This is a genomic window from Heyndrickxia sp. FSL W8-0496 (assembly GCF_038007825.1).
GTDB classification, from domain to species: domain Bacteria; phylum Bacillota; class Bacilli; order Bacillales; family Bacillaceae_C; genus Heyndrickxia; species Heyndrickxia oleronia.
The window spans coordinates 3,336,611-3,362,758 of sequence record NZ_JBBOXX010000001.1; the positions used below are offsets into that span (position 1 = coordinate 3,336,611).

Sequence of the window (26,148 nt, forward strand, 5' to 3'; positions counted from 1 at the left end):
TTATAAGTATTAATAAAAGCCGAAATATTCTGGATGTTATCTTTTTATATCTTATGTCGCGAAAATAAATCATGTAACAAAAATGTGTAAATGCCTAATGATTGGGCATTTTATTTAATTATTAGAATTGATTATGATAAAATATTGTAAACATTGATTTGAACACTATTGGAGGCTTTTTAATGAATTTCCCAGGTTTTACCGAAGAAGATTTTAATGTTTTTAAAATTGATGGCCTAGATGCTAGAATGGATCAATTAATCAAACACATTCGGCCAAAACTAGACTATCTCGGCAATTATTTTGCACCAACCCTAAGTGCATTGACCGGGGATGAAATGTTCCCTCATGTAGCAAAACATGCACGAAGAACCATTAATCCACCGAATGATACATGGGTAGCATTTGCTAATAATAAACGAGGTTATAAGATGCTCCCCCATTTTCAAATTGGACTTTGGGAGACACATCTTTTTGTATGGTTTGCTCTCATATACGAAGCACCAAATAAAATAGAATATGGTAAAACACTTGAAAAGAATATCACAAACATACGAAAATCAATTCCGCCCCATTTTGTATGGTCAGCAGACCACACAAAGCCTGAAGCAATGATCATGGGGGATCTATCAGACGAAGAGCTACTAGCATTATTCCATAGACTACAGACTGTAAAGAAGGCTGAAATTTTATGTGGATTACGTATTCCTCGCAATGAAGCAATAACTATGGATGGTGAAGAAATAATTAGCCGATTGAATGATACTTTTCAATATTTAATACCCCTTTATAAGATGTCTTAAACTAAGGCAGGTTTTCTAGAGCTTGTTGCTTTAAAAAAAATTCCTCCTGCTGGCTTTTACAAAACAACAAACTAAAAAAACAGCCATAAAAAAAGAAGAGGGTAACTTCATTGTTACCCTCTCATTGAAATCAAACTTCCAGTTTCGGATTCTTTTAATTTTTTTACAACCTGATATGAAGAATATCCGCTTTCTTTTTCAAATTCATTACAATATCTTTTCTCATCAGCTTTTCCAGGCACAATTTCCTTAAATCGACGATATTTCTCCATTAACTCGTCACGATTAATTCCTTTTTCATATGCCTTTTCAATTGCTTCAAAAAAATGGATTACATCAATGACCTCTGTAGTAGACCAATCCATAGAAAAAGGGTATTGATACTCCATTTCATCACCGTCTTTCAAGATGTATTTTCTATTTTTACTTTCCCCATTTTGTTCGGATTTCATTAGCCTCTTGGATCATTCGAGTGATTAACTCATTAACAGTAGGAATATCTTTTATTAATCCCATCACTTGACCAGCCCATGCAAATCCACTATCAACCTCTCCATTATATATATAATTTTTATTTGCTTGTCCACTAATATACTCTTTTAATTCTTCATAGCCACCATTATTTTTTTCAATTTCAAGTATTTTTTCAGTCCACTTATTTGATATTGCACGACCAGGAGCACCAAGTGTACGCTTTATCACTGTTGTATCTGTTTCGCCACCTGATAAAAGAGCATCCTTATACGCTGTTGCGGCGTGCACACATTCTTTGGTAGCAATGAATCTTGTACCCATTTCTATGCCTTCTGCACCTAAACTCAAAGCAGCCATTAACCCTCTTCCATCTCCAATTCCTCCAGAAGCAATGACTGGAATAGATACACAATCAACAACCTGCGGAACTAATACAAGCGTACTAATATCATCTTTTCCAAGATGACCTCCCCCTTCTTGCCCAACAACCATAACTGCATCTGCTCCCAATTCTTCTGCCTTTTGAGCTTGACGTTTTGCAGCCACAAGGACTAATTTTTTTATATCAACTCCTTTTAAATAGTCAAAGAATGGTGCAGGGTTACCTCCTGTTACTGAAACTACTGGAACATTTTCTTCAACTGCAACATCGAGAAAATGTGTATAAGAACGTCCGTGCTGACCAATAGCAAAATTAACTCCAAATGGTTTATGTGTTAAAGTTTTTACTTTCCGAATTTCATCTCGTAATGCCTCTGGGCTCTCAAGAGACATTGCTGTAATTTGCCCTAAACCACCCGCATTTGAAACAGATGAAGCCAATTCTGAGTAAGCGAGATAGGCTAGTCCTCCTTGAATAATTGGATAATCGATGTTTAATAATTTCGTTATTCTCGTATTCCAATTCATAAATATATTCTCCTCATCCTAAATTTTTTCAATTTCAATAGCTAAGCAGCCTATATACTTTATTTCTTCTCTCTTCATTACCCAATTTCCTTTAAATGAAGAAGATTTTATTTTCAAAGTACTTTATAAATGCTATAATTCATATGTTTTTGATCACAATAAGAAACAACTACAAGACTGACTAAAAAGAGGTGTATAATTCATTGTCACAATATGAAACCCCATTATTTACTGGACTCGTTGAACATGCAAAAAAAAATCCAGTACAATTCCACATTCCCGGACATAAAAAGGGAGCTGGAATTGATCCCGACTTTCGTCACTTTATTGGCGATAATGCCTTATCGATTGATTTGATTAATATTGCTCCACTTGATGACTTACATCAACCAAAAGGGATGATAAGTAAAGCACAAGAGCTAGCTGCACAAGCATTTGGAGCCGACCATACATTCTTTTCCGTTCAAGGTACAAGCGGTGCAATTATGGCTATGATTATGGCTGTTTGTGGACCAGGAGACAAAATTATTGTACCTAGAAATGTCCATAAATCTGTCATGTCAGCTATTGTCTTTTCAGGGGCAATACCAATTTTTATTCATCCAGAAATTGACCCAAACCTTGGAATTTCACACGGAATTACTACAGAATCCGTGTCAAAGGCATTACAACAAAACCCCGATGCCAAGGGTGTTTTAGTTATTAACCCTACGTATTTTGGTGTTGCATGTGATTTAAAGAAAATCGTAGAAATTGCGCATTCATATCAAGTACCAGTCTTAGTTGATGAAGCACATGGTGTCCATATTCATTTCCATGAAAACCTTCCTATATCTGCTATGCAAGCCGGTGCTGATATGGCCGCGACAAGTGTCCATAAATTAGGCGGTTCTATGACGCAAAGTTCGGTATTAAATGTAAAAGAGGGGTTAGTATCTTCAAATCGTGTATCAACTATATTAAGTATGCTAACAACAACTTCTACTTCGTATTTATTACTAGCTTCACTTGATGTAGCACGTAGAAGATTAGCTACACAGGGAAAAGAGCTTTTAGATAAAACCATTCAGCTTGCTCAAGATGTACGGTCAAAAATAAATACAATCGATCATTTATATTGTGTTGGTGAAGAAATCCTTGGAACAAAAGCAACATTTAATTATGATCCAACCAAATTAATTATTTCTGTAAAAGATTTAGGAATAACTGGTTATGATGCAGAAAAGTGGTTAAGAGAAGTTTATAATATTGAAGTAGAACTTTCCGATTTATATAATATCCTCTGCTTAATTACACCAGGAGATACAGAGCATGAGGCAAACTTATTAGTCAAAGCACTTCAAGAGCTTTCAGATCAGTTTTCTCACTTGTCAGGATCTGTGGAAATACAAGTCTTACTTCCAGATATACCAGTTCTCTCATTGACTCCACGTGATGCTTTTTATGCTGATACTGAAACTGTACCGATTGAAGAATCTGCTGGTCGCATTATTGCTGAATTTATTATGGTTTACCCTCCAGGAATCCCTATTTTTATACCTGGGGAAATTATTACAGAAGAAAATTTAAAATATATTCAAAAGAATATTGAAGTGGGATTACCTGTTCAAGGTCCAGAGGATTTCGAGCTTAAAAAGTTACGGGTCATTAAAGAACATAAGGCAATAAAATAAACTAGTCGGTTCATCAACTAACGGATATTGTTTATAAATGATTACTTTCTATTCTAAAGGAAATGGCAGCCAATTGGCTGCCTATTTATTATTATTATTCAAGTCCTCAGAAATTTCACTACATGTTTTACAGTTAGAGTATAGAACTGTCACCTTCTCATCCTCGAAATGATCAATAATTTTATTACAATCCTGACAAACTAAGGTTCCCATTCTTGTTTCCCCTTTCTAATTAAATTAAGAAAGCGCTTTCTAACTATTTATATAATAATACATATTAAATGATTTTTAAAGGGTAAATTGTATAACATATTTATACATTTTCTTCAAAGAGTATATATTATTAAGCAAAAATAGTGACCTTAAAAAGTCACTACTTACGAAAAGGGGGAAGGGAATATTTCTTGAAAAATAAATTGTAATAAAAAATAGATGGATAGACTGGATAAAGTAATAAAAAATGTAACACGATTTGATTTTACAATGATTCTAGCAAGGAGAAATGCTAAATAGAAAAAGACTATAAACACAATAATTCTATAGATCAAATGATCCCTGTCAGATAACCAAACAGCTAGAGTGAATCCACTCCATATCATTAATTGAAATAGAAAGGCAATGTATTTTTTCATCCTATCACCAACAATTTTTTGTTATGCATACAAGCTTCTCCATTTTACTTTAAGCAATTACTCTTGTAATTATACTATGAACGTTAGATGGTATTTTAAAACCTAATATTACTTTATAAAAATAAAAAAAGGTAAACCATTGGTTTACCTTTTTTTAGAATAAATTATTTTACAATGTGAATTGGTGTTCCTAAAGCTACTTCTGCAGCTTCCATTGTAATTTCTCCTAAAGTTGGATGCGCATGAATAGTCATAGCAATATCCTCTGCTGTCATTCCTGCTTCAATTGCTAAGCCGATCTCAGAAATCATATCAGATGCACTTGCACCTGCAATTTGACCTCCAATGACCAAACCATCCTCTTTACGAGTAATTAATTTCAAGAAGCCATCGCTATTATTCAATGCTAAAGCACGACCATTTGCAGCAAATGGGAATTTAGCAGCAACTACTTCTAATCCTTCATCTTTTGCTTGTTTTTCATTATATCCAACAGTTGCTAATTCTGGCTCAGAGAATACAACAGCAGGAATACCTAAATAATCAATTTCAGAAGGGTGGCCGGAAATAGCTTCAGCAGCAATCTTACCTTCGTAAGAAGCTTTATGAGCAAGCTGTGGACCTTCAACAATATCACCAATAGCATAAATGCTAGAAACATTTGTACGACATTGTTTATCAATCTTAACAAGGCCACGATCTGTCATTTCAACGCCCACTTGTTCTAATCCTAATTCATCTGTATTAGGGCGACGACCTACTGTCACAAGAACATAATCAGCTTCAACAGTTTTTTCTTCACCTTTTACTTCATAAGTGACAATTACGCCATCTTCTTTTTCTTCTACACCTTTAGCCATTGCATTTGTAACAATTTCCGCACCTTTTTTCTTTAAGTTACGGGAAACAAGAGTAGTCATTTGTTTTTCAAATGCACCAGCAAAAAGTTCGCTGCTACCCTCAAGAATAGTTACTTCAGTACCAAAATTAGCATAAGCAGTACCAAGTTCAACCCCGATAACACCGCCACCAATAACAACTAATTTTTTTGGAACCTCAGGTAAATTTAATGCACCTGTAGAATTAATAACGCGTTTAGAAAATTTGAATGTTGGGATCTCAACAGGACGAGAGCCGGTTGCAAGAATCGCATTTTTGAATGTATAGGTTTGTGCTGATGTTTCATTCATTACACGTAAAGTGTTCGCATCAACAAAATATGCTTCACCTTTAACAATGTCAACTTTGTTCCCTTTTAATAGTCCCGCCACACCAGAAGTCAATTTATTTACTACTTGGCCTTTCCATTCTTGAACCTTAGAAAAGTCAACAGTTACATTCTCTGCGGTGATACCAATATCATCCGAATGTTTTGCTGTTTCATAACGGTGACCAGCAGTAATTAAAGCTTTTGATGGGATACAACCTACATTTAAACAAACCCCACCAAGCTCACCTTTTTCTACAATTGTTACTTTTTGTCCTAGTTGTGCTGCTCTAATTGCAGCAACATACCCACCAGGGCCTGCACCAATTACTATAGTGTCTGTTTCGATTGGGAAATCTCCAACTACCATTTTTTACGCCTCCATTAATAATAATTCAGGATCGTTCAATAGTCGCTTAATATGGTTTAGCGCGTATTGAGCGGTAGCTCCATCAATTATACGATGATCAAAGCTCAATGATAATGCTAACACAGGTGCTGCTACAATTTCACCATTTTTTACTACAGGTTTTTCAGAAATTCTTCCAATTCCTAAAATAGCAACTTCAGGATGGTTAATTACCGGAGTAAACCATTGGCCACCAGCTGAACCAATATTCGTAATTGTACATGAAGCACCTTTCATTTCATTTGGAGCTAATTTACCATCGCGTGCTTTACCAGCTAATTCATTAATTTCTTGTGAAACGGAGAATACAGATTTACGATCTGCATTTTTCACAACTGGGACTAATAAGCCTTTATCTGTATCAGCAGCGATACCAATATTATAATAGTGCTTTTGAACAATTTCACCTGCAGCGTCATCAATGGAAGTATTTAATGTAGGGAACTCACGCAATGCACTTACAAGAGCCTTGACAACATATGGTAAGAAAGTTAGCTTGATGCCTTTTTCAGCTGCTACTTCTTTAAATTTCTTACGATGTGCAACAAGCTTCGTTACATCTATTTCATCCATCAACGTTACATGTGGTGCTGTTTGTTTAGAGTGAACCATCGCTTTAGCAATTGCCTTACGAATTCCACTCATTTTTTCACGTGTTTCTGGGAATTCACCTTCAGGAATAGCTACATGAGCAGGTGTCACTGTTTCATTCGCTTGAACTGTTTCTGTTTGTTGTTCTGCTTGAACAGGTGCTCCACCACTTAAGAATGCATCAATATCTGACTTTTGAACACGTCCATTATTACCAGTACCCTGAACTTGTCGGATATTAACGCCTTTTTCCCGTGCATACTTTCTAACTGATGGCATAGCGATAACACGTTTGTTCGGATCTGCTTCTGCATTTTCAGCTGATGCAGTAACATTCTCAGGTGCAGCCGCAGGTGCTGAAGCCTCAACCTTTTCTTCAACTTTCTCTTCTTGTTCTGAATGACCGTGATCACCTTTAAATTGAAGTCCTTCATAACCAGGGGCATCAAATTTAATTAAAACATCACCAACAATAGCAACTGTTCCTTCATCTACTAAAATATCTTCAACCGTTCCTTCTACTGGAGAAGGAATTTCAACGACTGCTTTATCATTTTGTACTTCACAAAGAACATCGTCTTCTGCAACTTTATCGCCTGGTTTTACAAACCATTTAACGATTTCACCTTCATGGATTCCTTCACCGATGTCTGGTAGTCTGAATTCGAATGACAAGGTTGTTCACCCTCCTATTAATAATTCTTCTAATTAAGTGAATGGAGGCAGTTTAATAAAAACTGCCTATATATTTCAAATAGATAAATCAAAAAGATCTAATTAAAATGTAAGTACTTTTTTTGCTGTTTCAATAATATCTTTATAATTAGGTAACCAAACAGACTCCGCTTGAGAGAATGGATATACAGTATCTGGCGCAGTCACACGTAATACAGGCGCTTCTAAGCTAAGAATAGCTCTTTCATTAATTTCTGCAATGACATTTGCAGCAATACCTGCTTGTTTTTGTGCTTCTTGAACAACAATCGCACGATTTGTTTTTTCAACAGAAGCAATAATTGTATCAATATCTAATGGACTTATTGTACGTAAATCAACTACTTCTACAGAGAATCCTTCTTTTTCTAATTCTTCTGCAGCTTTTAAAGATTCATGAACCATCGCACCATAAGTAATAATAGATAGATCCTTACCCTCACGTTTTACATCCGCTTTACCTAATGGAATTGTGTACTCCTCTTCCGGAACTTCTTGACGGAATGAACGATATAACTTCATATGTTCTAAGAAAATAACTGGGTCATTGTCTCGGATTGAGGAAATTAAAAGTCCTTTTGCATCATAAGGTGTAGACGGAATAACAACTTTTAAACCTGGTTGTTGAGCAACTAAGCCTTCTAAGCTGTCAGCATGCAATTCTGGAGTATGAACCCCACCACCAAATGGTGAACGGATTGTAATTGGTGCATGTAAGCTTCCTCCAGTACGATAACGCCAACGCGCCATTTGTCCACTTACTGAATCCATTACTTCGAATAAGAAACCAAAGAATTGAATCTCAGGTACTGGGCGGAATCCTTCTAATGTTAAACCAATAGCAAGACCTCCAATTCCAGATTCTGCTAATGGAGTATCAAATACACGATCTTCTCCGAATTCTTTTTGAAGTCCTTCCGTAGCACGGAATACCCCACCATTAAGACCAACGTCTTCACCAAATACTAATACATTTTCATCGTTTTTAAGTTCAGTTCTTAACGCATCGGTAATTGCTTGAAGCATAGTTAATTGAGCCATGGCTTATTTCGACTCCTTTGCTTGATAAATTTCATTTTGCTCTTTTAAATTATGTGGCATTTCTTCAAACATAACAGATATTAAATCGGTTACTTTTTGTTTTGGAGTGTCATCAGCTTTCTTAATTGCCACTTTAATATCTTCTTTTGCTTGTTCAATTACTTCAGTTTCTTTTTCCTCAGACCATAGGCCTTTCGCTTCTAAATACTTACGGAAACGAATAAGAGGATCTTTTCTTTCCCATTCATTATCTAGATCAGATGTACGATATTTTGTAGGATCATCACCTGACATTGTATGTGGACCATAACGGTAGCATAGTGTTTCAATTAATGTTGGTCCTTCACCATTGATCGCACGCTCACGAGCTTCACGCACAGCAACATATACTGCTAGTGGATCCATACCGTCAACTAATTGTCCTGGAATACCAGCAGCAACAGCCTTTTGAGCAATTGTTTTAGCAGCAGTTTGTTTTTCACGTGGTGTTGAAATAGCAAATTGGTTATTTTGAACTACGAAGATAGCAGGAGCTTTATATGCACCAGCAAAGTTAATACCTTCATAGAAATCACCTTGTGATGAACCGCCATCACCTGTATATGTAATTGCTACTGCTTTTTTACCACGTTTCTTTAATCCAAGTGCAACCCCAGCAGTTTGAACATATTGGGCTCCAATAATAATTTGTGGTGGTAAAATATTTAAACCTTCTTGGATTTTCATTCCTTCAACATGACCTCTAGACCATAAAAATGCTTGGTGTAATGGTAAACCATGCCAAATGATTTGAGGCACATCACGATATCCTGGAAGAATGTAATCTTCTTGCTCAAGAGCAAAATGTGAAGCGATTTGTGATGCTTCTTGACCTGCTGTCGGTGCAACAAATCCTAATCGTCCTTGACGGTTTAAAGAAATTGAACGTTGATCTAAAATACGTGAATATACCATTCTACGCATTAATTCTTGAAGTTCCTCATCAGAAAGATTAGGAACTGCAGATTCGTTAACGACTTTGCCTTCTTCATTTAAAATCTGGAACATTTCGAATTGCTCTTCTATCTTTTCGAGCGTTTTCTTCGCATCGAATTGTGCCTTCTTAGTTGAAGCCATATTAAGTCACCAATCCTTTCTCACTAAAAAAATTAATTTATTTTTTATTACATACAAACTATAGGTTACCCAAAAACAAACCAGTGTACCATGAATTAATCAATGGATTAACCTTGTTTTTATGCAACCATTTTCATATTAATCTGATGACAAAAGAAATACCTATTCTATTCCATCATCAATGAATCTGTATTAATTCATTTACAGATTTAATTAATACAATTTCATATAATTACATTATTAGAGTACATCAAGTTATGAAACCCGTCAATCAATAAGTTTTTCTTTATAATTTACTTTTTTAATATAGTAAACAGTTCTGTATTAGCGCTTTCATTTAAACTGTACTAATCACATTTTTCATCTGTACTACAAAAACTTATACAGATTTGCATTCTAAATTAAAGGTTCTTTTCTCAAACTTTGTTACTAATGGGTTTTGTTTAAATAATGTAAATTAGGTGAAGATCTCCTAGTTTCTTCATACCACTGAGAAAAGAACTGCTAACCTCAAAAGATTGCTAAACACTTTTAATAGTGTAAAAGCCGGCAGTAGGGCTTTTACATAAGCCATTATCAAAACGCAAATTTCTCAAATGGTTCTTTTCTCATATTTTTTACTAATAGGTTTTATTTAATTAATGTAAATTAGGTGAAGATCTCCTAGTTTCTTCATACCACTGAGAAAAGAACTGCTAACCTCAAAAGATTGCTAAACACTTTTAATAGTGTAAAAGCCGGCAGTAGGGCTTTTACATAAGCCATTATCAAAACGAAAATTTCTCAAATGGTTCTTTTCTCATATTTTTTACTAATAGGTTTTATTTAATTAATGTAAATTAGGTGAAGATCGCCTAGTTTCTTCATACCACTGAGAAAAGAACTGCTAACCTCAAAAGATTGCTAAACACTTTAATAGTGTAAAAGCCGGCAGTAGGGCTTTTACATAAGACATTATCAAAACGAAAATTTCTCAAATGGTTCTTTTCTCATATTTTTTACTAATAGGTTTTGTATAATTAATGTAAATTGTGTGAAGATCTGCAAGGCTTCTCATACCGTTATAAAAGAACTTCTATCTTCATAAAAAAAAGCTTATCTCTAATTAGAGATAAGCACTTAATCAATATTTATTTTTGCGAGCTTATAAAATTTTTTCTTTTCATCATTAAATTTTTTTGTTTGTTCATTAAATTGTTCATTCATCTTTAATACCTCTGAATAGGCTTTATTTGTAATTTCAATTTGATTTTCTAAATCATCCATACTTACATCTTTTTTCATAAGAAGTTCATATAATTGTATATTCGTTTCAATCCCTTTGTTATATGCTTCATATAATCGGTCATGAAAAGCATATCGTTTTTCCATCAATTGAAACAGATCTTGAGCTTCTTTTTTCAGTTGTTTCGACTCGATTTTCTCAATGGGATCTTCAATTTTTGAAAATTCCTTTTTTGAAGCATTCATCGACTGTTGTTCCAATTCCATCTTTTCTTTGCGTTCTTTTAAATTATCAAGGGCTAAATTCGCAAGTTTTGTCATTTGCTCCATATCCTTCATCCCTAGATCCATTATTTCTTCAAATATTTTTTTTTCCTTTGATTCTAACTCCGTTAAAGGCTTTTGCTGCTTTTCAAAATCCTTTTCTTTCACTACGGTTTGTTCCATAATATCGTATATTTTTTCTTCCGGGACAACTTTGCATCCTGTTAACAAGCCAAGAATTAGTACAAGCAGAAGTAAAAGTTTATATCGAGCCACGAATGTTCCCCCTTAAACTACAGTATATAAGCTGGATTGTTGTGAAGTAAGGCTTGTCCAAATAATAAAATATATAACTATACCTATTCATTTGGAACTATCATATGACAAATTTTTTCTACTGGCATTATATTTTTTTGTTTAACTTTTTACTATGGATTTGGTATTCTAATCAATATGTAAATTAGTTAGTGCGAAGGGGGATATTATTATGATTACAATGAAGGATATCATCAGAGACGGACATCCAACATTACGGAAAGTAGCAGAAGATGTAAAAATGCCTCCGTCTAAAGAAGATCAAGAAATTCTAAAGAGCTTACATGAATATATATTAAATAGCCAAGATCCTGAAATTGCAAATAAATATGGATTACGTCCTGGCATTGGGTTAGCTGCTCCACAAATTAATGTATCAAAAAAAATGATTGCTGTTCACGTTACAGATGAAAAAGAGCAATTACATAGTTATATGTTATTTAATCCTCGAATTGTGAGTCATTCAGTTGAAAAAGCCTACTTGAGTAGTGGAGAGGGTTGTCTTTCGGTAGATGAGGTTATTCCAGGTTATGTTCATAGATATGCAAGAATTACGGTAAAAGCGAATGATATTGATGGAAAAGAAATTAAGATTCGTCTTAAAGGACTACCTGCCATTGCGTTTCAACATGAAATTGATCATTTACATGGAAAAATGTTCTATGATTATATTGATGAAAAAAATCCATTCACACCGATGGATCAGGCAATTGCCATTGATAGGTAATCATGATTAAGGGTTGACTACACAGGGAACTGACCCTAGGTAGACAACCCTTTATTCTTTAAATTCTAGATTAATTTAAAATGCTTTAAACCATTTGCAATTCCATTATTCATTACATCTGTAGTGACATAATTTGCATGTTGCTTTACTACATCAAGAGCATTGCCCATTGCAATCCCAGTTCCCACAGCTTCTAACATCTCAATATCGTTTAATCCATCTCCAAAAGCGTAAACATCTTCAAGTTTAAACCCAATCTTTTCAATCATCTTTTTGATTCCCTCTGCTTTTGAACCACCTTTTGGAAGTACGTCCATTGAAAATTCATGCCAACGGAGAAAGTAAAACTTCTTAAACTCATCAAGATAAAGAACCTCATCCTTTTCTTCACAAAATAAAAGTGATTGGTAAATTTCTCGACCCTTGTAGAAATCTGGATCAAATGAAGGATGTTTAATTTTTAGACTCTCAATACTGCTTCTAATAAATTGATGATTTTCTATATTAGAGGTCATTTCCTTTTCATTTAAAAACACAAGTGGATGTTTGTGACTTGCAGAATAATTGATGAGATTTTCTAATTCGGTAGGATCCAAAGGATTTTTATAAATGACTTTATTTTCAAAAACTACGTATTGACCATTAAAGCTCACAAAGGAGTCAATTTCTAATTCTTCACGTAGCTCTTTAAACATGAATGGAGCCCGACCCGTAGCTATTGCAACAAACACTCCACTTTCTTTTAACTTCCATATAGCTTCCTTTGTTGATTCAGGGAGTTTTTTATCGTTATCTAACAAAGTACCATCGATATCAAAAAATACAATTTTCTTCATTTTTTAATTCTCCTAACTATCTTTGGTTATATTCATTTAGCACATTGAATTTTAACACAAGCTTCTACTTTATTGAACTAATCCAAAAACGAAGGCTGTTTTCGTATCGTTTGTTGCTTTTGTAAAAGCCCAACTGCCGGCTTTTACACCCAATAAAGAATTTAGCGATTCTTATGGAGTTTGCAGCACTTTTCTCAGTGAAATGAAAGATGTAGTGGTCTTTTAACCGATAGTTATTCTAAAACTTTACTTAAATAGCAACAATGTTTGATAAAAGAGCCAAAAAGAAAAAAGAATCAAAAACGAATAATTCCCATAAAAACCCATGATAATACTTGTCTAAAAACATATAATACAAATAAGAATCTTTCTGACCGACTTTACTTTCAGAAAAATAACATTAAAATAGAAGTAGGGAGTGATCTTCCATGTTAAAAAGACTAAGAAAAAAATTAGTCAAACAATGGAAAGATTTATTACGAAAGAAGAAATTAGTAGCATAAATGATAAATTTTTGCCTAAATAAAAAATCCCTCAAAAATAAGAGGGATTATTCTATATCAATATGCCAATAACGCCCTAATTGTAAGACTTAAGGAGTACAATCAGAAACCATTTTGCAAAAATCTTTAAAATAACGCACAATGAAATGCATGAAAAAGTTGTTAACTTTTTATATAATAGAAAAAGTTACCTTTGAAAACGGAGTAAGGAGAGAGAAAGATGATTTATAAAGTTTATTATCAAGAAAACAAAAATGAAGTACCAGTTCGTGAAAATACGGATGCAATTTATGTCGAGGCAAGCTCAGAAAGAGAAGTTCGCAAATCTTTAAAAAACCGTCAAATAAATATTGAATTTGTACAACTTTTAAAAGGTTCATATCTAGAATATGAAAAGAACCATGCAAATTATGAAATAACGGAGACTAAATAAACAATATGAAATTTGTAAAAAATGATCAAACAGCCGTATTTGCCCTTGGCGGTTTAGGGGAAATCGGAAAAAACACATATGCGGTCCAATTCCAAGATGAAATTATACTTATTGATGCTGGAATCAAATTTCCTGAAGATGAATTACTAGGAATTGATTATGTTATCCCTGATTACACGTATTTAGTTAAAAATGAGGATAAAATTAAAGGTTTGTTTATCACACATGGTCATGAAGATCATATTGGTGGAATTCCGTACTTATTAAGACAAGTAAATATACCAATCTACGCTGGTAAACTTGCTTTAGGACTCCTAAAAAATAAACTTGAAGAGCATGGACTTTTAAGACAAACAACTTTTCATGAAATTCAAGAGGATGATGTAATTAAATTTAGAAAGACTTCTGTTACTTTCTTTAGAACGACTCACAGTATTCCAGATTCCTACGGGATTGTTGTTAAAACGCCTCAAGGGAATATTGTTCATACAGGAGATTTTAAGTTTGATTTCACTCCAGTTGGTGAACCTGCCAACCTGACAAAAATGGCTGAAATCGGTAAGGAAGGCGTTCTTTGTCTTTTATCAGATAGCACAAATAGTGAAGTTCCTCATTTCACCATGTCTGAAAGACGTGTCGGTGAAAGCATTCAGGACGTTTTTAGAAAAGTAGACGGCCGCATAATCTTTGCAACTTTTGCTTCGAATATTCACAGATTACAACAAGTTGCGGAAGCTGCAGTAGCAAACGGAAGAAAAATTGCAGTTTTTGGAAGAAGTATGGAGGCAGCCATTAATATCGGACATGACCTTGGTTACATCCAATGCCCAAAAGATACCTTTATTGATGCACAGCAAATTAATCGTTTACCTGCAAATAAAGTCACTATCTTATGTACAGGCAGTCAAGGAGAACCAATGGCAGCCTTATCTCGAATTGCTAATGGAACACATCGTCAAATCCAAATTCAACCTGGGGATACGGTCGTCTTCTCTTCTTCACCAATACCTGGTAATACTATTAGTGTAAATCGGACCATTAATTTACTATACCGTGCTGGTGCAGAAGTCATTCATGGTCCATTAAATGATATTCATACTTCTGGACATGGTGGACAGCAGGAACAAAAATTAATGCTTAGACTAATAAAGCCGAAATTTTTTATGCCAATTCACGGTGAATATCGCATGCAAAAAACTCATGCACAACTAGCTATGGACTGTGGTGTTCCTGAAGAAAACTGTTTCATTATGGATAATGGTGAAGTTCTTGCTTTGACAAGTGAGAGTGCACAGGTAGCAGGCAAAATCCCTTCCGGAAATGTCTATATTGATGGAAATGGAATTGGAGATATCGGTAATATTGTTCTCCGCGATCGACGTATATTGTCTGAAGAAGGTTTAGTTGTTGTTGTCGTATCGATTAATATGGGCGAATTTAAAATAGCATCTGGTCCTGACATTATTTCTAGAGGATTTGTTTATATGCGTGAATCAGGAGATTTAATTAGCGAAGCACAAAATCTCATCTCTAAGCACTTAAACAAAGTAATGGAAAGAAAAACTTCTCAATGGACTGAAATTAAAAATGAAATTACCGACACTTTAGCACCTTTCCTTTATGAAAAAACAAAACGACGTCCAATGATCATGCCAATTATTATGGAAGTATAAAAAACGAAAAGGAACCACTCAGTCAACAGTATGAGATGGTTCCTTTTAGTTATATATAAATAGTTACTGAGAAAGTTTTTTCTCAAATCTGTTGATATCCGAATCGGCACCGATAACAATTAAAATATCATTCTTTTCGATAACATCATATGCTTGTGGAGAAATAATCATTGAATTTCCTCTTTTAATAGCGACAATATTAATTCCATATTTAGCGCGAATATTTAAATCCACAATTGAATTACCAGTAATACGCTCATTTACAGCAATTTCAACTATGCTATATTCATCTGAAAGCTCGATATAATCTAACACATTATTCGAAACAATGTGATGAGCAATCCGTTTTCCCATATCTCTTTCTGGATGGACAACATGGTCGGCACCAATTTTATCTAAAACCTTTGCATGATAATCATTTTGTGCTTTTACAGTTACATTTTTCACACCAATTTCTTTTAACATGAGTGTTGTTAGTATACTTGCTTGAATATCAGCACCAATTGCGACGATGACATGATCAAAGTTTCTTATCCCTAGGTTTTTCAATACGGTTTCATCAGTAGTGTCCGCAATGACAGCATGAGTAGCAATCGAAGCAAATTCATTTACACGATCTTCATCAACATCAATAGCCATAACTTCCATTCCTTGTTCTGCTAATTCTTTACAGATACTACCACCAAATCGCCCTAGTCCAATGACGACAAATTCTTTTTTCACTTTAAATCCCCCACTATTAAAAGAGTTCCTAATCTTCCCCATTCTAGCATACTAATTTCATAAGGAGAAGATGACTGACAAAAAATCTCGTTTCTTATCAAATATAGTAATAACCTGATGATAAAAGCTATTACATAAATCACTGACATGAAAATAGATGGATACAAAAAAAGAGACAAAGGATGTTAAGATCCCTTCTCTCTACTTCTTGATTAATTGGTGTTGAAATGCATAAATGACCGCTTGGGTGCGATCCTGAACTTCTAGTTTACTTAATATATTACTAACATGCGTTTTTACCGTTTTTAGTGCAATGAATAATTGATCCGCAATTTCTTGGTTTGTCATGCCTTCAGCCATTAATAGCAGAATTTCAAGCTCACGATTTGTTAAATCATCATGTAAAGGCCGTTTATTCCCTTGTTTCATTCGCATCATCATTTTCCCAGTAACTTGAGGCTCCAATACTGATTGTCCTTCATATGTAGAGCGAACAGCATCAGCAATATCATTCGCCTTTGATGTTTTTAACATATAACTCGTTGCTCCTGCTTCTAGTGCTGGATACACTTTTTCATCATCAATAAAGCTCGTTACAATAATTATTTTTGCCTCAGGCCACTGCTGGATAATTTCTTTTGTTGCTTGTATTCCATCCATCTCATTCATGACCAGATCCATTAAAATAATATCTGGTCGCAATGATAAGGCCAGTTCAACACCTTTTTGACCATTTTCTGCTTCACCAACAACTTCAATATCAGGCTGAATGGATAAAAAAGCAGAAACACCTATACGAACCATTTCGTGATCATCAACAAGTAATACCTTTATCATTATGACCTCATCCTTTATTTAATATAGGAATCTTCACTTCTATACTAGTTCCCTTTGCCGGAAAACTAATCATTTTAATCGTTCCACCTATTTCTGCCGCTCGTTCACGAATATTCTGTAATCCGTAAGAACCCGCTTTTTCTTTTCCCATTTCAAAGCCAATTCCATCATCTATTATTTTAAGAAGAACAAATTGATCTAATTTAAATAAGTGCAATTCTAACATTTTAGCTTTCGCGTGGCGCAGGGTATTCGAAATTGATTCCTGCATAATTCGAAATAAATGATCCTCTACTCCCTTATTTAGAATGACATCATCTATTCTCCACGTTACCTTTAGAGGAAGTTTAGCTGTTAATTCATGCAATAACTCCTCTGCCCCTTCTTTTAGGCTTTTTCCTTCTAATTGAATCGGTCTCAAATGAAGAAGTAGCGCTCTCATCTCTGATTGTGACTCATTAATTACTTCCTCAACTAATTTCATTTGTTTATTTGTTATTACTGGATCGGGATTAGGGTTATCATTGATAGCAGATAATAGCATTGTTGCAGCAAAAAGCTGCTGGCTAACAGAATCATGTAACTCTCTTGCTAAGCGATTTCTTTCCTGGGATAAAATCTCCTGCTTCATTTTTTCATTCCAGTCAGCCCGCTCATTTGCAAGTTTTTGCGATGCTTCAACTTGATCATCCATACGATTTTGAATTCGTTGTATTCTTTCATATAACATTGAAATTTCATTTAATTTCTCTGGCTGCAATTTTGATAAATTGAATTCACCTTTCTCAAGTTCAAATAAATGAGCATCTACGTCCTCTAACTTCTTCTTCATAATATAGCCAATAACTAATCCACAAACGATTCCTATAATAATACTAGTTACAATAATAAAAACAACGACAGGGACAAGAAAGATTTGTTGAAAAAATAATGCTTGATACCAGTCCGTTTGAACCGTTTGAATATAAATAGCTGAAATAAATATAGCGATAACAATGGAAAACGTACTAAAGTAAAATATAAAGGATTTTTGGATACTCATACGTGCCTCACCTCTAAATTTCCAAATGGTAATGAGGTGATAATCTTGATTTTTCTCGTTGAATCATCGTAATTATCTGAGTAGTAAATCGTATTTTGATTAAAAAGATTCTCTTCTAAACCATATATATTTACATTTCCCGTAATCGATGAATGATTAACTGATATCGCTACATCATATGGAGTAAGTAATTGGATATTTCCAATCACTCCTCTAATAACTACTGTGGATTCTCCAATCGGAAGCATGGTCATACTAAGGTCGATGACCGTTGTACCAAGCCCACATTGAATATTTATATCATCCCATTCATAAATATTATTTTCAATTCTTTGATTACCAAAGAATTTATTTTTTATATAGGGTTGTTTTCGATTGATTTTTGATTGATTCGATGAATCTACTGTTTCTACCTTGATTATTTTTGGATGCTTCTTTTTTTTCCGATATCTAAATAAGAGATAAATTAATACACAAAACAATACAATTTTAAAAAACACTGTGGAAATAATTGTAATAACAAAAATTGAAATGCCGACAATGATATAAATAGCGCCAGAGGATTTTGTGCTTTTCTTTTTACCAAAATAAATAAGTAATGCAGAAACCCCAAGAAACACTAAGGATTCAGTATTAAAAGAAATTTCAAATAAGATTCCGACAAGGGCAACTAAGATTAACCATGTTATAGGATTTTGTTCAGATCTTTTTCCCATGTTGCCTCCTTTTTGTCACTACTGACGAAATATTTTTAATTAGGTAGTAAGATACTCAAATATGAGGAACCTACTACCTGATTTCATTACTATATGCTTTTCTATATTATCATGAATTTACTAGTCATTAATAGTAGTTTCATCCTTTTTTAAACCTTTTTCAAGCTCTTTTATACGAGAATCAAACATCGACATATCATATCCTGCACCCATTCTAGTTTCTAAGTGATCTAAGTACCTTTCTGTTTCTTCAAATCGAGTATTAGCTTTACTAATAACAGAGTTATCCAATACTTGATTCATTTTCTTTGTCACCTTTATTACATTTTCTCTGCCCATCAGTTCTAATCTTTTAATTTGCATTTCTTTTAATTTCATTTTCATTTCTCGATGCTTTTTCTCTAATATTTCTAATTGTTCTACGGCTTCACCATGTGCTTCTCTTAAACTAAGTACTTGCACCTTATAAAGTGCCTCCTCATCTATAGCAATTTGATGCAGGGAAAGTTCATTTGCCTGAAGAGCTATTTCTGCTTGTTGACATCTTTTTTCAGCCATATACTCAGTTTGTTTTAATTCACGAGCAAATTCTTCTTTTAATAAATATTGTCTTTCAATAAGCTTTTCTACTTTCTTAACCTCATTTTCACTTTCACGTAAGTATTGATTTAACTTTGAAATCGGATTTTTATATTCTTTTTTATCCATAGTATCGTTTAGATCTGCCATCACTGTATGTTTAATTCTTTCAAATAAAGTAGTCATCATCATCGCTCCTCTATTACAATTTCATTTTTTATAAATTTGCCTTTTTAGTTATATTTCTTTTGAATTTCATTCCATTGCTGGTCGAAACTTTCGAATGGATCATATATTTCCTGTTCAACCTTTACCTTTTCTGGTTTCTTCCAATTTTTATACACAACGTATAATATACATATTGCTGCTATTCCTGCTACTGCTGGCAAGCTTGCAAGTACAGCAAATAGGCTGCATATTCCAACCATCGCCCAAAATAATTTACCGAAGAATGATTCTGTCTTAATAAACTGTTTAAAGGAAAAATATACTAACAGGAGACTAATTGCCATTCCGATTATATGGCCTAAGCTTCCTAAAGCAACCATTACAAGAGTACCTGCCAGTATAAACAAAAATACATTTTTCAATTTATTCGACCTCCTTTCGTTACCATAATCATAAAAGAAATCATAAATTTCCATAACAAACTCTAGATTTATTTTTCTATACGACCTAAGACGTAGTTTAACTCCCAAAAGGATTCAATTGGTTCTTATGTAGACTGCAGCTCTTTTCTCTGTAAAATGAAAGGTGTAGCGATTTCCAGTCGATGTATTAGTTAAAGCTTTACTTAGATAACAGCAAAGATTAAGAAAAGGGCATAAAAAAAGAAGAAGATATAGTCTTCTTCTTATATAGCCTCTAACATTTTAAATTGTGCTTTTACTAGTCTGTAATACTCTCCTTGATGCTCCATTAATTGATCATGATTTCCTTCTTCGATGATATCTCCATGATCAAGAACAAAGATTTTATCAGCCTCACGAATCGTAGATAAGCGATGGGCAATTATGACTGAAGTTCTTCCCTTTAATAACGTTTTTAACGCGCGTTGTATTTGGACTTCTGTTTCAGTATCAATACTAGCAGTCGCCTCATCTAAAATAATGATCCTTGGATTAGCAAGCAACGCCCTAGCAAAGGATAATAGCTGCCTTTCACCCACAGATAATATATTTCCTCTTTCTTCTACTTGTGTTTCGTATCCATTTGGAAGATTTTCAATAAAAGTATGGGCTCCGATTGCCTTTGCCGCTGCAATTGCCTCTTCATCTTTCGCATCTGGACGACCAAATTTTATATTTTCCATAATGGTTCCAGAGAAAATAAATGTATCTTGGAGGACAACACTTATTTGACTCCTTAAACTTTTTAAGGAAATATCACGCAGATCATGGCCATCAATTTTCACGGAACCACCTGTTGGATCATAGAAACGACTGATTAAATTGGCAATCGTTGTCTTTCCGGACCCAGTATGCCCAACTAATGCAATGGTTTGCCCTGCATTCATTTCCAAGCTTACCTCTTTTAAAGCTTTTCTTTTTTCATCATATGAAAACTCAACATTTTCGAACTGAATATGACCTTTCATATCTCCTAATTCGATTGCCTCATCCTTCTCATGAACAATTGGCTTTTCATCTAGATATTCAAAAATTCTTTCTGATGAAGCCATTGCCATTAACAATTGATTATACACTTGGCCGATACGAGAAATCGGTTCCCAAAACATACCTAGGTAAAAAGCGTAGGAAACAAATTCACCTAGTTTCAATGATCCTGTTTGAATAAGGTGAGCACCATACCAAATAAGAACGGCGGAACCAACAGCATTAGTTAATTCAATAAGAGGGCGGAAAAACGCATTTTTTTTCGTTGCAATTCTCCATGCCTCATAATTTTCTGTATTAACCCCATCAAAAAATTGCATATTTTCTTTTTCCTGTGTAAACGATTGTGTGACACGTATTCCTTGAATGCTTTCATTTAAATGTGAATTTAGTTTTGATTGTTTAATTCTCATAAATTGCCAAGATCTACGAATATTTTGCCTTAATTTAGTTGATATCAAGAACATGATCGGCAAGATAATTAAGACAGCAAGTGTAAGCTGTGGACTAAGAGAAAATAAAATAAAAATTACCCCTACTAGCATGATCATATCCATTAAGAGATTGACAACACCATTTGTAAACAAATCCTGCAACGAATTCGTATCATTCATGATACGAACAAGAATAGAACCTGCTGAACGTTGATCAAAGAAACGATGAGACAATCGTTGTACATGCGTGAATAGATTTTTTCTAATATCGTAGATCACTTTTTGTCCAAGCTCATTCATCCAGCGAATTCGTAATATATTCGCTAAATAAGAGATTATATACAAGCCTGCAATTATGACGACAATGAGCATCAAAAACTGCCCATCTTTCCCTTGAATACCTTTCTCAATAGCATAAACTCCGATTAAAGTAGGAATGATGAGACGAATAATCGTGTTTATAAGCATAGCTGTAAAGGATTTAGGTAGAAGATTTTTCGAATATGGTTTTAGATAATTCAATAACCTCAGCATTTGCTTCCAGTTAAATGGCTTATCAATAATTTGTTCAGTCGTATAGCTAAATCGTTCCACTGACCCTTTATTTATTTTTTTTGCTTTCGCCAATGTTCTCACCTCAACCTGTCTGAGTTTGCAGAATCGCTTGCTGATCCTTATATTGAATATGATAAATTCTTTCATATGGACCACCATTTGAAAGGAGTTCTTCATGCAATCCCCTTTCAACAATTCTACCGTTTTCTAATACTAAAATTTCATCTGCATGTTTTAATGAAGAAATACGATGGGCAATAATAAATGTCGTTCTTCCCTTCATAACTTCACGCAAACCTTCCTGAATTTTGAATTCTGTATCCATATCAACCGCACTTGTTGCATCATCTAAAATAAGGATACTTGGGTCTAAACATATCGCACGTGCAATGGCAATTCGTTGCTTTTGACCACCTGATAATCCAAGACCTCGTTCACCAAGCATTGTATCGTAACCATCTGGTAATTCCATAATAAAATCATGTGCTTGCGCTCTCCTTGCTGCCGAAATAATTTCTTCCATTGTTGCATTAGGTCGCCCATAAGCAATATTGGCTTTAATTGTAGACGAAAATAAAAAGGATTCTTGTAGAACAATCCCTATATTCGAACGTAATGACTTAATGGAATAATCACTTACTGATTTCCCATCAATTTTGACACTTCCTGAAACGGGCTCATAAAACCTTGTCATTAATTGAGTAATTGTTGTTTTACCAGATCCAGTGGCACCAATTAAACCAATGACCTTGCCAGGTTCAGCTTTAAAACTAATGTTTTTAATTGCCGATTTTTCATCCCCAAAATATTTTAGAGTTACATCCTGAAATTCCACTTCACCCTTAAAACGATCTGCATCATATGCATTCTCTTTATCAAAAATTTCATTATCAGCCTCAAGAATTTCAAGTAATCGTTCACCTGATGCTTTTGATTGGGAAAATAGATTGATAGTGAAACCAAGATTAATAATAGGCATTAGAATATAGCCCAATAAACTATAAAAGGCCACGAGTTCTCCTGGCTTCAAGCTACCGTTTATAACTAAATATCCTCCATATGCCAATAAAATGATAATCCCTGAATTACCTATTAACTCCATTAAAGGGAAATATTTAGCCCATATGTAGGAAGTATTGATTTGTTGGTCGCGATAATCATCATTTGAGACATTGAATTTGGATGTTTGAAAATCCTCGCGTGATAAAGATTTAACTGTATTTATTCCACTAATATTTTCTTGTACATTTGTATTTAATTTTCCAAATGATTTTCTTATTCCTCTAAAAGCAGGATGGACAACTTTATCAAATTTATAAACTGAAATCGCTAGAAAAGGAAGCATGAGCATAGTCATTAATGTTAATGAAACCGAATAATAAAACATTACACTAAAACTAATGCCTAATATTAGTATAAATCTGAATGCCTCTGAGAATCCAAAGGATAGAAAAAAGCGAAACCCTTCAACATCAGCAGTTAATCTCGACATTAAATCTCCAGTTTTAGCATTATCATAATAACGAAAAGGCAAATATTGAAGTTTTTCATATAATGCATTACGAAGACGGTAAACGGATGTTATTCCGAAAAGGTCTCCTGTATATTGTTGAATGAATGTAGCCACTCCTTTTATTAGCATGATCAAAACAAATCCAATAGCTAAGTAAGGTATTAGTCCATATTTTCCCTTAAGTATTACTTCATCGATGGTTTGTTGCAATATGACCGGATAAACAATGGTTATTGCCGTAACAACCAATAAAAAGAACATGGATGTTATAAACAAGCGTTTGTAAGGCAAATAAAAACCTTTTAGCTTCTTAAACGTATCCATTTCATTCCCCCCATTTTTTTAAAATAATTTGAACGTAATATTAAATATAACGGCTTTCGAAATATTTTTCCATGTTTTTGTTATAATTTTTACAAAATTTTTTTGTTTCATTCTTTTAGGAATAAACATACTAATTATTCTTTTTGAATTTAAATAAATTGTACAGAAGGTGCAGCTGAATTTCTTTCTGCGCTTTCTAATTCTTCACATACATAAATCACTCCAGTTAACTAAAAGATTTCTTAAATTTCACATAAAAATAAACACTAAAACAAGGATGCATTTTTCATAAAATACGTTTATCATTTCTAATGAAGGGAATAGAACAAATTGCCTTGTTCAAAAAGAAGCAACCCAAAATGAAAGGATGTAACAAATGGAGCAAATAACGCAAGTGGATCAAATTACTGATAAAATAACAAACTTCGATTGGACAAACTTCTCCATCGATGCAGGATTATTTATTATTAAGATTATTATCATTTATGTTGTTTATAAGATTATTAGAGCAATTGGAATGAAACTCATACACGGAAGTTTTGAAAGATATCAACGAAAAAACAGTGTTTCAGCAGGCAGATCGAAAACATTACAAAATTTAGTAGATAGTATTTTTTCCTATGTTCTTATATTTTTCTTAGTCATTACCTTATTAAAGCAGATAGGCATAGATACAACGGGAATAATAGCTGGGGCAGGTATTGTAGGATTAGCTGTAGGATTCGGTGCACAGGGACTTGTTAGTGATATTGTTACTGGTTTCTTTTTATTATTAGAGAGGCAAGTGGATGTAGATGATTATGTGACAATTGGTAGCTTTTCAGGAGTAGTTGAGCAGGTCGGTTTACGTACAACACAAATCCGTTCTACGGATGGGACATTAATCTATTTACCTAATCGTCAAATTACAACGTTAAGTAATCATACGAGAGGGAATATGCAAGCATTAATTGATTTTACTGTCGGGAATCAACTTTCCATTGATCAGGCCATGACGGTTATCCAAAGAGAATGTGACAAAATGGCTGAACACGAAGAGAATATTGTTGAAGGACCAAATGTGCTTGGTGTTCAATCTATTGGGAGTTCAGAGGTTGTTCTTAGGGTAATCGCTAGAACAAAAAATGGCACACAGGCTGAAATCGAAAGAAAGCTTCGTAAAACCATTAAAGAAGCCATTGATGCAGAGCTTAATAAAGTAGAAAGAGAAAATTAATCAGCACGAAATAATAAATGGGGTTGTCTACCAAGGGATTGGTTCCCTTTTTCAGACACCCCCATTTTATTTCTACATTAATAATTTCCAATATATGATAGAAAGAAAAGTAGATATCCATGACACAAATCCAAATACCGTAACAATGACATTCTCAGACCAACCATATTTTAAACCAAAATGAAAATGGATAGGTGTCATCCGAAAGATTCTTTTTCTTGTCAGTTTATAAAATGTAACCTGTAATATGACGGATAACTGTTCTGCAAAGTATATAATAAAAAGTAAAGGAATTAAGATCTCCACCTTTTCCAGCACTGCAAGAAAAGCAAGGGACCCTCCTATAGCTAAAGAACCAGTATCTCCCATAAATGCCTTTGCAGGATAAATATTATAAATAAGAAAACCTAAAATACAAGCAATCATAATTAATGAAAAAACTTGCACCTCATGCCGTTCTGAAATGAAAAAGAAGAAAAAATAAGTAGGTATGGCAACAATACCAAGAAGTCCATCCATCCCATCCGTGAAATTTATCGCATTAGCAGACCCAACAATAAAAAACATAATCACAAAAAAATAGAGAGCATTCGGTAAGGGAATTGAGAAATTTTGTGTCAAGTGAATCTCAGGATTGATATGAAAATATTTGACTAGAATAAATAATAATGTCGCTGTAAATAGAAATTGAAATACTAATTTCGTCTTTCCAGAAACGCCGCCTGGATCTTGTCGGGACGCTTTCCAATAATCATCTAAAAAACCGATAAAACTAAACAGCATAAAGGTAGTCGCTAAAAATATCATAAGTGGATTTTGTTTATATAATAAAGCAACAAATATTCCCACTAGAAAGATACTCCCAGTCATTAAAGGGGTGCCCTTCTTCAACTGATGGTCTGCTGGTAGCTCCTTCCTTATCGGCTGAGTTAATTGTAACTTTTTTAAAATAATAATTAAAAATGGACACAAAACAGTGACACTAACAAAAGAAATAGCTGCTGGAACGAATGAAATAAGCACTACTTTTCCCCCTTAATCAAACAAAC

General features: G+C 34.0%; 24 protein-coding genes. 6 read left to right on the plus strand and 18 right to left on the minus strand.

All coding sequences use genetic code 11. The features are described 5' to 3' along the window. The first annotated feature begins 182 nt into the window (after nucleotides 1-182). Nucleotides 183-803: a YktB family protein gene (locus tag NST63_RS16800; protein WP_058002502.1), complete on the plus strand. Its 621-nt coding sequence runs from the start codon at nucleotides 183-185 to the stop codon at nucleotides 801-803. 113 nt (nucleotides 804-916) lie between these two features. Here NST63_RS16800 and NST63_RS16805 read toward each other — a convergent pair whose 3' ends face one another. Both NST63_RS16805 and NST63_RS16810 read right to left on the minus strand, forming a co-directional pair. Further along, nucleotides 917-1,192, minus strand: coding sequence for a UPF0223 family protein (locus NST63_RS16805; RefSeq protein WP_058002739.1), 276 nt, complete (start codon nucleotides 1,190-1,192; stop codon nucleotides 917-919). 34 nt (nucleotides 1,193-1,226) lie between these two features. Beyond that, nucleotides 1,227-2,186 carry an NAD(P)H-dependent flavin oxidoreductase gene (locus NST63_RS16810; protein WP_058002501.1) on the minus strand — a complete coding sequence of 320 codons (960 nt, stop codon included), beginning with the start codon at nucleotides 2,184-2,186 and terminating at the stop codon, nucleotides 1,227-1,229. A gap of 203 nt (nucleotides 2,187-2,389) precedes the next feature. Here NST63_RS16810 and NST63_RS16815 point away from each other — a divergent pair, with 203 nt between their 5' ends. After that, nucleotides 2,390-3,859, plus strand: a complete 1,470-nt coding sequence (locus NST63_RS16815) for an aminotransferase class I/II-fold pyridoxal phosphate-dependent enzyme (RefSeq protein WP_058002500.1) — start codon at nucleotides 2,390-2,392, stop codon at nucleotides 3,857-3,859. Between the two features lie 81 nt (nucleotides 3,860-3,940). Here the strand turns inward: NST63_RS16815 and NST63_RS16820 are convergent, their stop codons facing one another. From NST63_RS16820 to NST63_RS16845, 6 genes are all read right to left on the minus strand, one after another. Continuing rightward, nucleotides 3,941-4,072: a GapA-binding peptide SR1P gene (locus NST63_RS16820; RefSeq protein WP_341043007.1), complete on the minus strand. Its 132-nt coding sequence runs from the start codon at nucleotides 4,070-4,072 to the stop codon at nucleotides 3,941-3,943. A 583-nt stretch (nucleotides 4,073-4,655) separates the two neighbouring features. After that, nucleotides 4,656-6,068, minus strand: coding sequence for a dihydrolipoyl dehydrogenase (gene lpdA / locus NST63_RS16825; RefSeq protein WP_341043008.1), 1,413 nt, complete (start codon nucleotides 6,066-6,068; stop codon nucleotides 4,656-4,658). Nucleotides 6,069-6,071: 3 nt separating this feature from the next. Further along, a complete protein-coding gene (locus tag NST63_RS16830; RefSeq protein ID WP_058002498.1) occupies nucleotides 6,072-7,373 on the minus strand; it encodes a dihydrolipoamide acetyltransferase family protein in 1,302 nt (433 codons plus the stop codon). A gap of 102 nt (nucleotides 7,374-7,475) precedes the next feature. After that, nucleotides 7,476-8,453 carry an alpha-ketoacid dehydrogenase subunit beta gene (locus NST63_RS16835; RefSeq protein ID WP_058002497.1) on the minus strand — a complete coding sequence of 326 codons (978 nt, stop codon included), beginning with the start codon at nucleotides 8,451-8,453 and terminating at the stop codon, nucleotides 7,476-7,478. Between the two features lie 3 nt (nucleotides 8,454-8,456). Next, complete coding sequence (gene pdhA / locus NST63_RS16840; RefSeq protein ID WP_058002496.1) at nucleotides 8,457-9,569, minus strand: pyruvate dehydrogenase (acetyl-transferring) E1 component subunit alpha; 1,113 nt, start codon at nucleotides 9,567-9,569, stop codon at nucleotides 8,457-8,459. A gap of 1,119 nt (nucleotides 9,570-10,688) precedes the next feature. Further along, complete coding sequence (locus tag NST63_RS16845) at nucleotides 10,689-11,333, minus strand: YkyA family protein (protein ID WP_058002495.1); 645 nt, start codon at nucleotides 11,331-11,333, stop codon at nucleotides 10,689-10,691. 211 nt (nucleotides 11,334-11,544) lie between these two features. Between NST63_RS16845 and def the strand changes: the two genes are divergently transcribed. Next, nucleotides 11,545-12,099 carry a peptide deformylase gene (gene def, locus NST63_RS16850; RefSeq protein WP_058002494.1) on the plus strand — a complete coding sequence of 185 codons (555 nt, stop codon included), beginning with the start codon at nucleotides 11,545-11,547 and terminating at the stop codon, nucleotides 12,097-12,099. Nucleotides 12,100-12,164: 65 nt separating this feature from the next. Here the strand turns inward: def and NST63_RS16855 are convergent, their stop codons facing one another. Then, nucleotides 12,165-12,935, minus strand: a complete 771-nt coding sequence (locus tag NST63_RS16855; RefSeq protein WP_058002493.1) for a Cof-type HAD-IIB family hydrolase — start codon at nucleotides 12,933-12,935, stop codon at nucleotides 12,165-12,167. Between the two features lie 723 nt (nucleotides 12,936-13,658). Here NST63_RS16855 and NST63_RS16860 point away from each other — a divergent pair. Both NST63_RS16860 and rnjA read left to right on the plus strand, forming a co-directional pair. Further along, nucleotides 13,659-13,871 (plus strand): DNA-dependent RNA polymerase subunit epsilon, encoded by a 213-nt coding sequence (locus NST63_RS16860; RefSeq protein ID WP_058002492.1) that lies wholly within the window; start codon nucleotides 13,659-13,661, stop codon nucleotides 13,869-13,871. A 5-nt stretch (nucleotides 13,872-13,876) separates the two neighbouring features. Beyond that, complete coding sequence (rnjA, locus tag NST63_RS16865; RefSeq protein ID WP_058002491.1) at nucleotides 13,877-15,544, plus strand: ribonuclease J1; 1,668 nt, start codon at nucleotides 13,877-13,879, stop codon at nucleotides 15,542-15,544. Between the two features lie 63 nt (nucleotides 15,545-15,607). On the opposite strand, the gene NST63_RS16870 is transcribed toward rnjA, so the two are convergent. The 8 genes from NST63_RS16870 to NST63_RS16905 all read right to left on the minus strand — a co-directional run bounded on the left by NST63_RS16870 (nucleotide 15,608) and on the right by NST63_RS16905 (nucleotide 23,883). After that, nucleotides 15,608-16,267, minus strand: coding sequence for a potassium channel family protein (locus NST63_RS16870; RefSeq protein WP_058002490.1), 660 nt, complete (start codon nucleotides 16,265-16,267; stop codon nucleotides 15,608-15,610). Nucleotides 16,268-16,468: 201 nt separating this feature from the next. Beyond that, the gene (locus NST63_RS16875; protein ID WP_058002489.1) at nucleotides 16,469-17,104 is read right to left on the minus strand and encodes a response regulator; all 636 of its coding nucleotides are present in this window, start codon (nucleotides 17,102-17,104) and stop codon (nucleotides 16,469-16,471) included. Between the two features lie 7 nt (nucleotides 17,105-17,111). After that, a complete protein-coding gene (locus NST63_RS16880; protein WP_212942104.1) occupies nucleotides 17,112-18,146 on the minus strand; it encodes a sensor histidine kinase in 1,035 nt (344 codons plus the stop codon). Further along, the gene (liaF, locus tag NST63_RS16885) at nucleotides 18,143-18,862 is read right to left on the minus strand and encodes a cell wall-active antibiotics response protein LiaF (protein ID WP_341043009.1); all 720 of its coding nucleotides are present in this window, start codon (nucleotides 18,860-18,862) and stop codon (nucleotides 18,143-18,145) included. Before liaF ends, NST63_RS16880 begins: the two co-directional genes overlap by 4 nt. Nucleotides 18,863-18,982: 120 nt before the next feature. Continuing rightward, entirely contained in the window at nucleotides 18,983-19,627 is a 645-nt protein-coding gene (locus NST63_RS16890; RefSeq protein WP_058002486.1) for a PspA/IM30 family protein, read from the minus strand. A 47-nt stretch (nucleotides 19,628-19,674) separates the two neighbouring features. After that, nucleotides 19,675-20,031, minus strand: a complete 357-nt coding sequence (locus tag NST63_RS16895; protein ID WP_341043010.1) for a lmo0954 family membrane protein — start codon at nucleotides 20,029-20,031, stop codon at nucleotides 19,675-19,677. A 263-nt stretch (nucleotides 20,032-20,294) separates the two neighbouring features. Continuing rightward, complete coding sequence (locus NST63_RS16900; protein ID WP_341043011.1) at nucleotides 20,295-22,118, minus strand: ABC transporter ATP-binding protein; 1,824 nt, start codon at nucleotides 22,116-22,118, stop codon at nucleotides 20,295-20,297. A 10-nt stretch (nucleotides 22,119-22,128) separates the two neighbouring features. Then, nucleotides 22,129-23,883, minus strand: a complete 1,755-nt coding sequence (locus NST63_RS16905; protein ID WP_212942113.1) for an ABC transporter ATP-binding protein — start codon at nucleotides 23,881-23,883, stop codon at nucleotides 22,129-22,131. 376 nt (nucleotides 23,884-24,259) lie between these two features. On the opposite strand from NST63_RS16905, the gene NST63_RS16910 reads away from it, so the two are divergent. Continuing rightward, nucleotides 24,260-25,099, plus strand: a complete 840-nt coding sequence (locus NST63_RS16910) for a mechanosensitive ion channel family protein (RefSeq protein WP_341043012.1) — start codon at nucleotides 24,260-24,262, stop codon at nucleotides 25,097-25,099. A 72-nt stretch (nucleotides 25,100-25,171) separates the two neighbouring features. Here NST63_RS16910 and mraY read toward each other — a convergent pair whose 3' ends face one another. Next, nucleotides 25,172-26,122 carry a phospho-N-acetylmuramoyl-pentapeptide-transferase gene (mraY, locus tag NST63_RS16915; protein ID WP_212942117.1) on the minus strand — a complete coding sequence of 317 codons (951 nt, stop codon included), beginning with the start codon at nucleotides 26,120-26,122 and terminating at the stop codon, nucleotides 25,172-25,174. Nucleotides 26,123-26,148 lie beyond the last annotated feature (26 nt).

What these genes read in the sequence shown, in the direction of transcription:
- NST63_RS16800 (WP_058002502.1), top strand. Translation starts at nt 183, where the DNA reads ATGAATTTCCCAGGTTTTACCGAAGAAGATTTTAATGTTTTTAAAATT.
- NST63_RS16805 (WP_058002739.1), bottom strand. Translation starts at nt 1,192, where the DNA reads ATGGAGTATCAATACCCTTTTTCTATGGATTGGTCTACTACAGAGGTC.
- NST63_RS16810 (WP_058002501.1), bottom strand. Translation starts at nt 2,186, where the DNA reads ATGAATTGGAATACGAGAATAACGAAATTATTAAACATCGATTATCCA.
- NST63_RS16820 (WP_341043007.1), bottom strand. Translation starts at nt 4,072, where the DNA reads ATGGGAACCTTAGTTTGTCAGGATTGTAATAAAATTATTGATCATTTC.
- lpdA (WP_341043008.1), bottom strand. Translation starts at nt 6,068, where the DNA reads ATGGTAGTTGGAGATTTCCCAATCGAAACAGACACTATAGTAATTGGT.
- NST63_RS16835 (WP_058002497.1), bottom strand. Translation starts at nt 8,453, where the DNA reads ATGGCTCAATTAACTATGCTTCAAGCAATTACCGATGCGTTAAGAACT.
- pdhA (WP_058002496.1), bottom strand. Translation starts at nt 9,569, where the DNA reads ATGGCTTCAACTAAGAAGGCACAATTCGATGCGAAGAAAACGCTCGAA.
- def (WP_058002494.1), top strand. Translation starts at nt 11,545, where the DNA reads ATGATTACAATGAAGGATATCATCAGAGACGGACATCCAACATTACGG.
- NST63_RS16855 (WP_058002493.1), bottom strand. Translation starts at nt 12,935, where the DNA reads ATGAAGAAAATTGTATTTTTTGATATCGATGGTACTTTGTTAGATAAC.
- NST63_RS16860 (WP_058002492.1), top strand. Translation starts at nt 13,659, where the DNA reads ATGATTTATAAAGTTTATTATCAAGAAAACAAAAATGAAGTACCAGTT.
- rnjA (WP_058002491.1), top strand. Translation starts at nt 13,877, where the DNA reads ATGAAATTTGTAAAAAATGATCAAACAGCCGTATTTGCCCTTGGCGGT.
- NST63_RS16875 (WP_058002489.1), bottom strand. Translation starts at nt 17,104, where the DNA reads ATGATAAAGGTATTACTTGTTGATGATCACGAAATGGTTCGTATAGGT.
- NST63_RS16880 (WP_212942104.1), bottom strand. Translation starts at nt 18,146, where the DNA reads ATGAGTATCCAAAAATCCTTTATATTTTACTTTAGTACGTTTTCCATT.
- liaF (WP_341043009.1), bottom strand. Translation starts at nt 18,862, where the DNA reads ATGGGAAAAAGATCTGAACAAAATCCTATAACATGGTTAATCTTAGTT.
- NST63_RS16890 (WP_058002486.1), bottom strand. Translation starts at nt 19,627, where the DNA reads ATGACTACTTTATTTGAAAGAATTAAACATACAGTGATGGCAGATCTA.
- NST63_RS16905 (WP_212942113.1), bottom strand. Translation starts at nt 23,883, where the DNA reads ATGGATACGTTTAAGAAGCTAAAAGGTTTTTATTTGCCTTACAAACGC.
- NST63_RS16910 (WP_341043012.1), top strand. Translation starts at nt 24,260, where the DNA reads ATGGAGCAAATAACGCAAGTGGATCAAATTACTGATAAAATAACAAAC.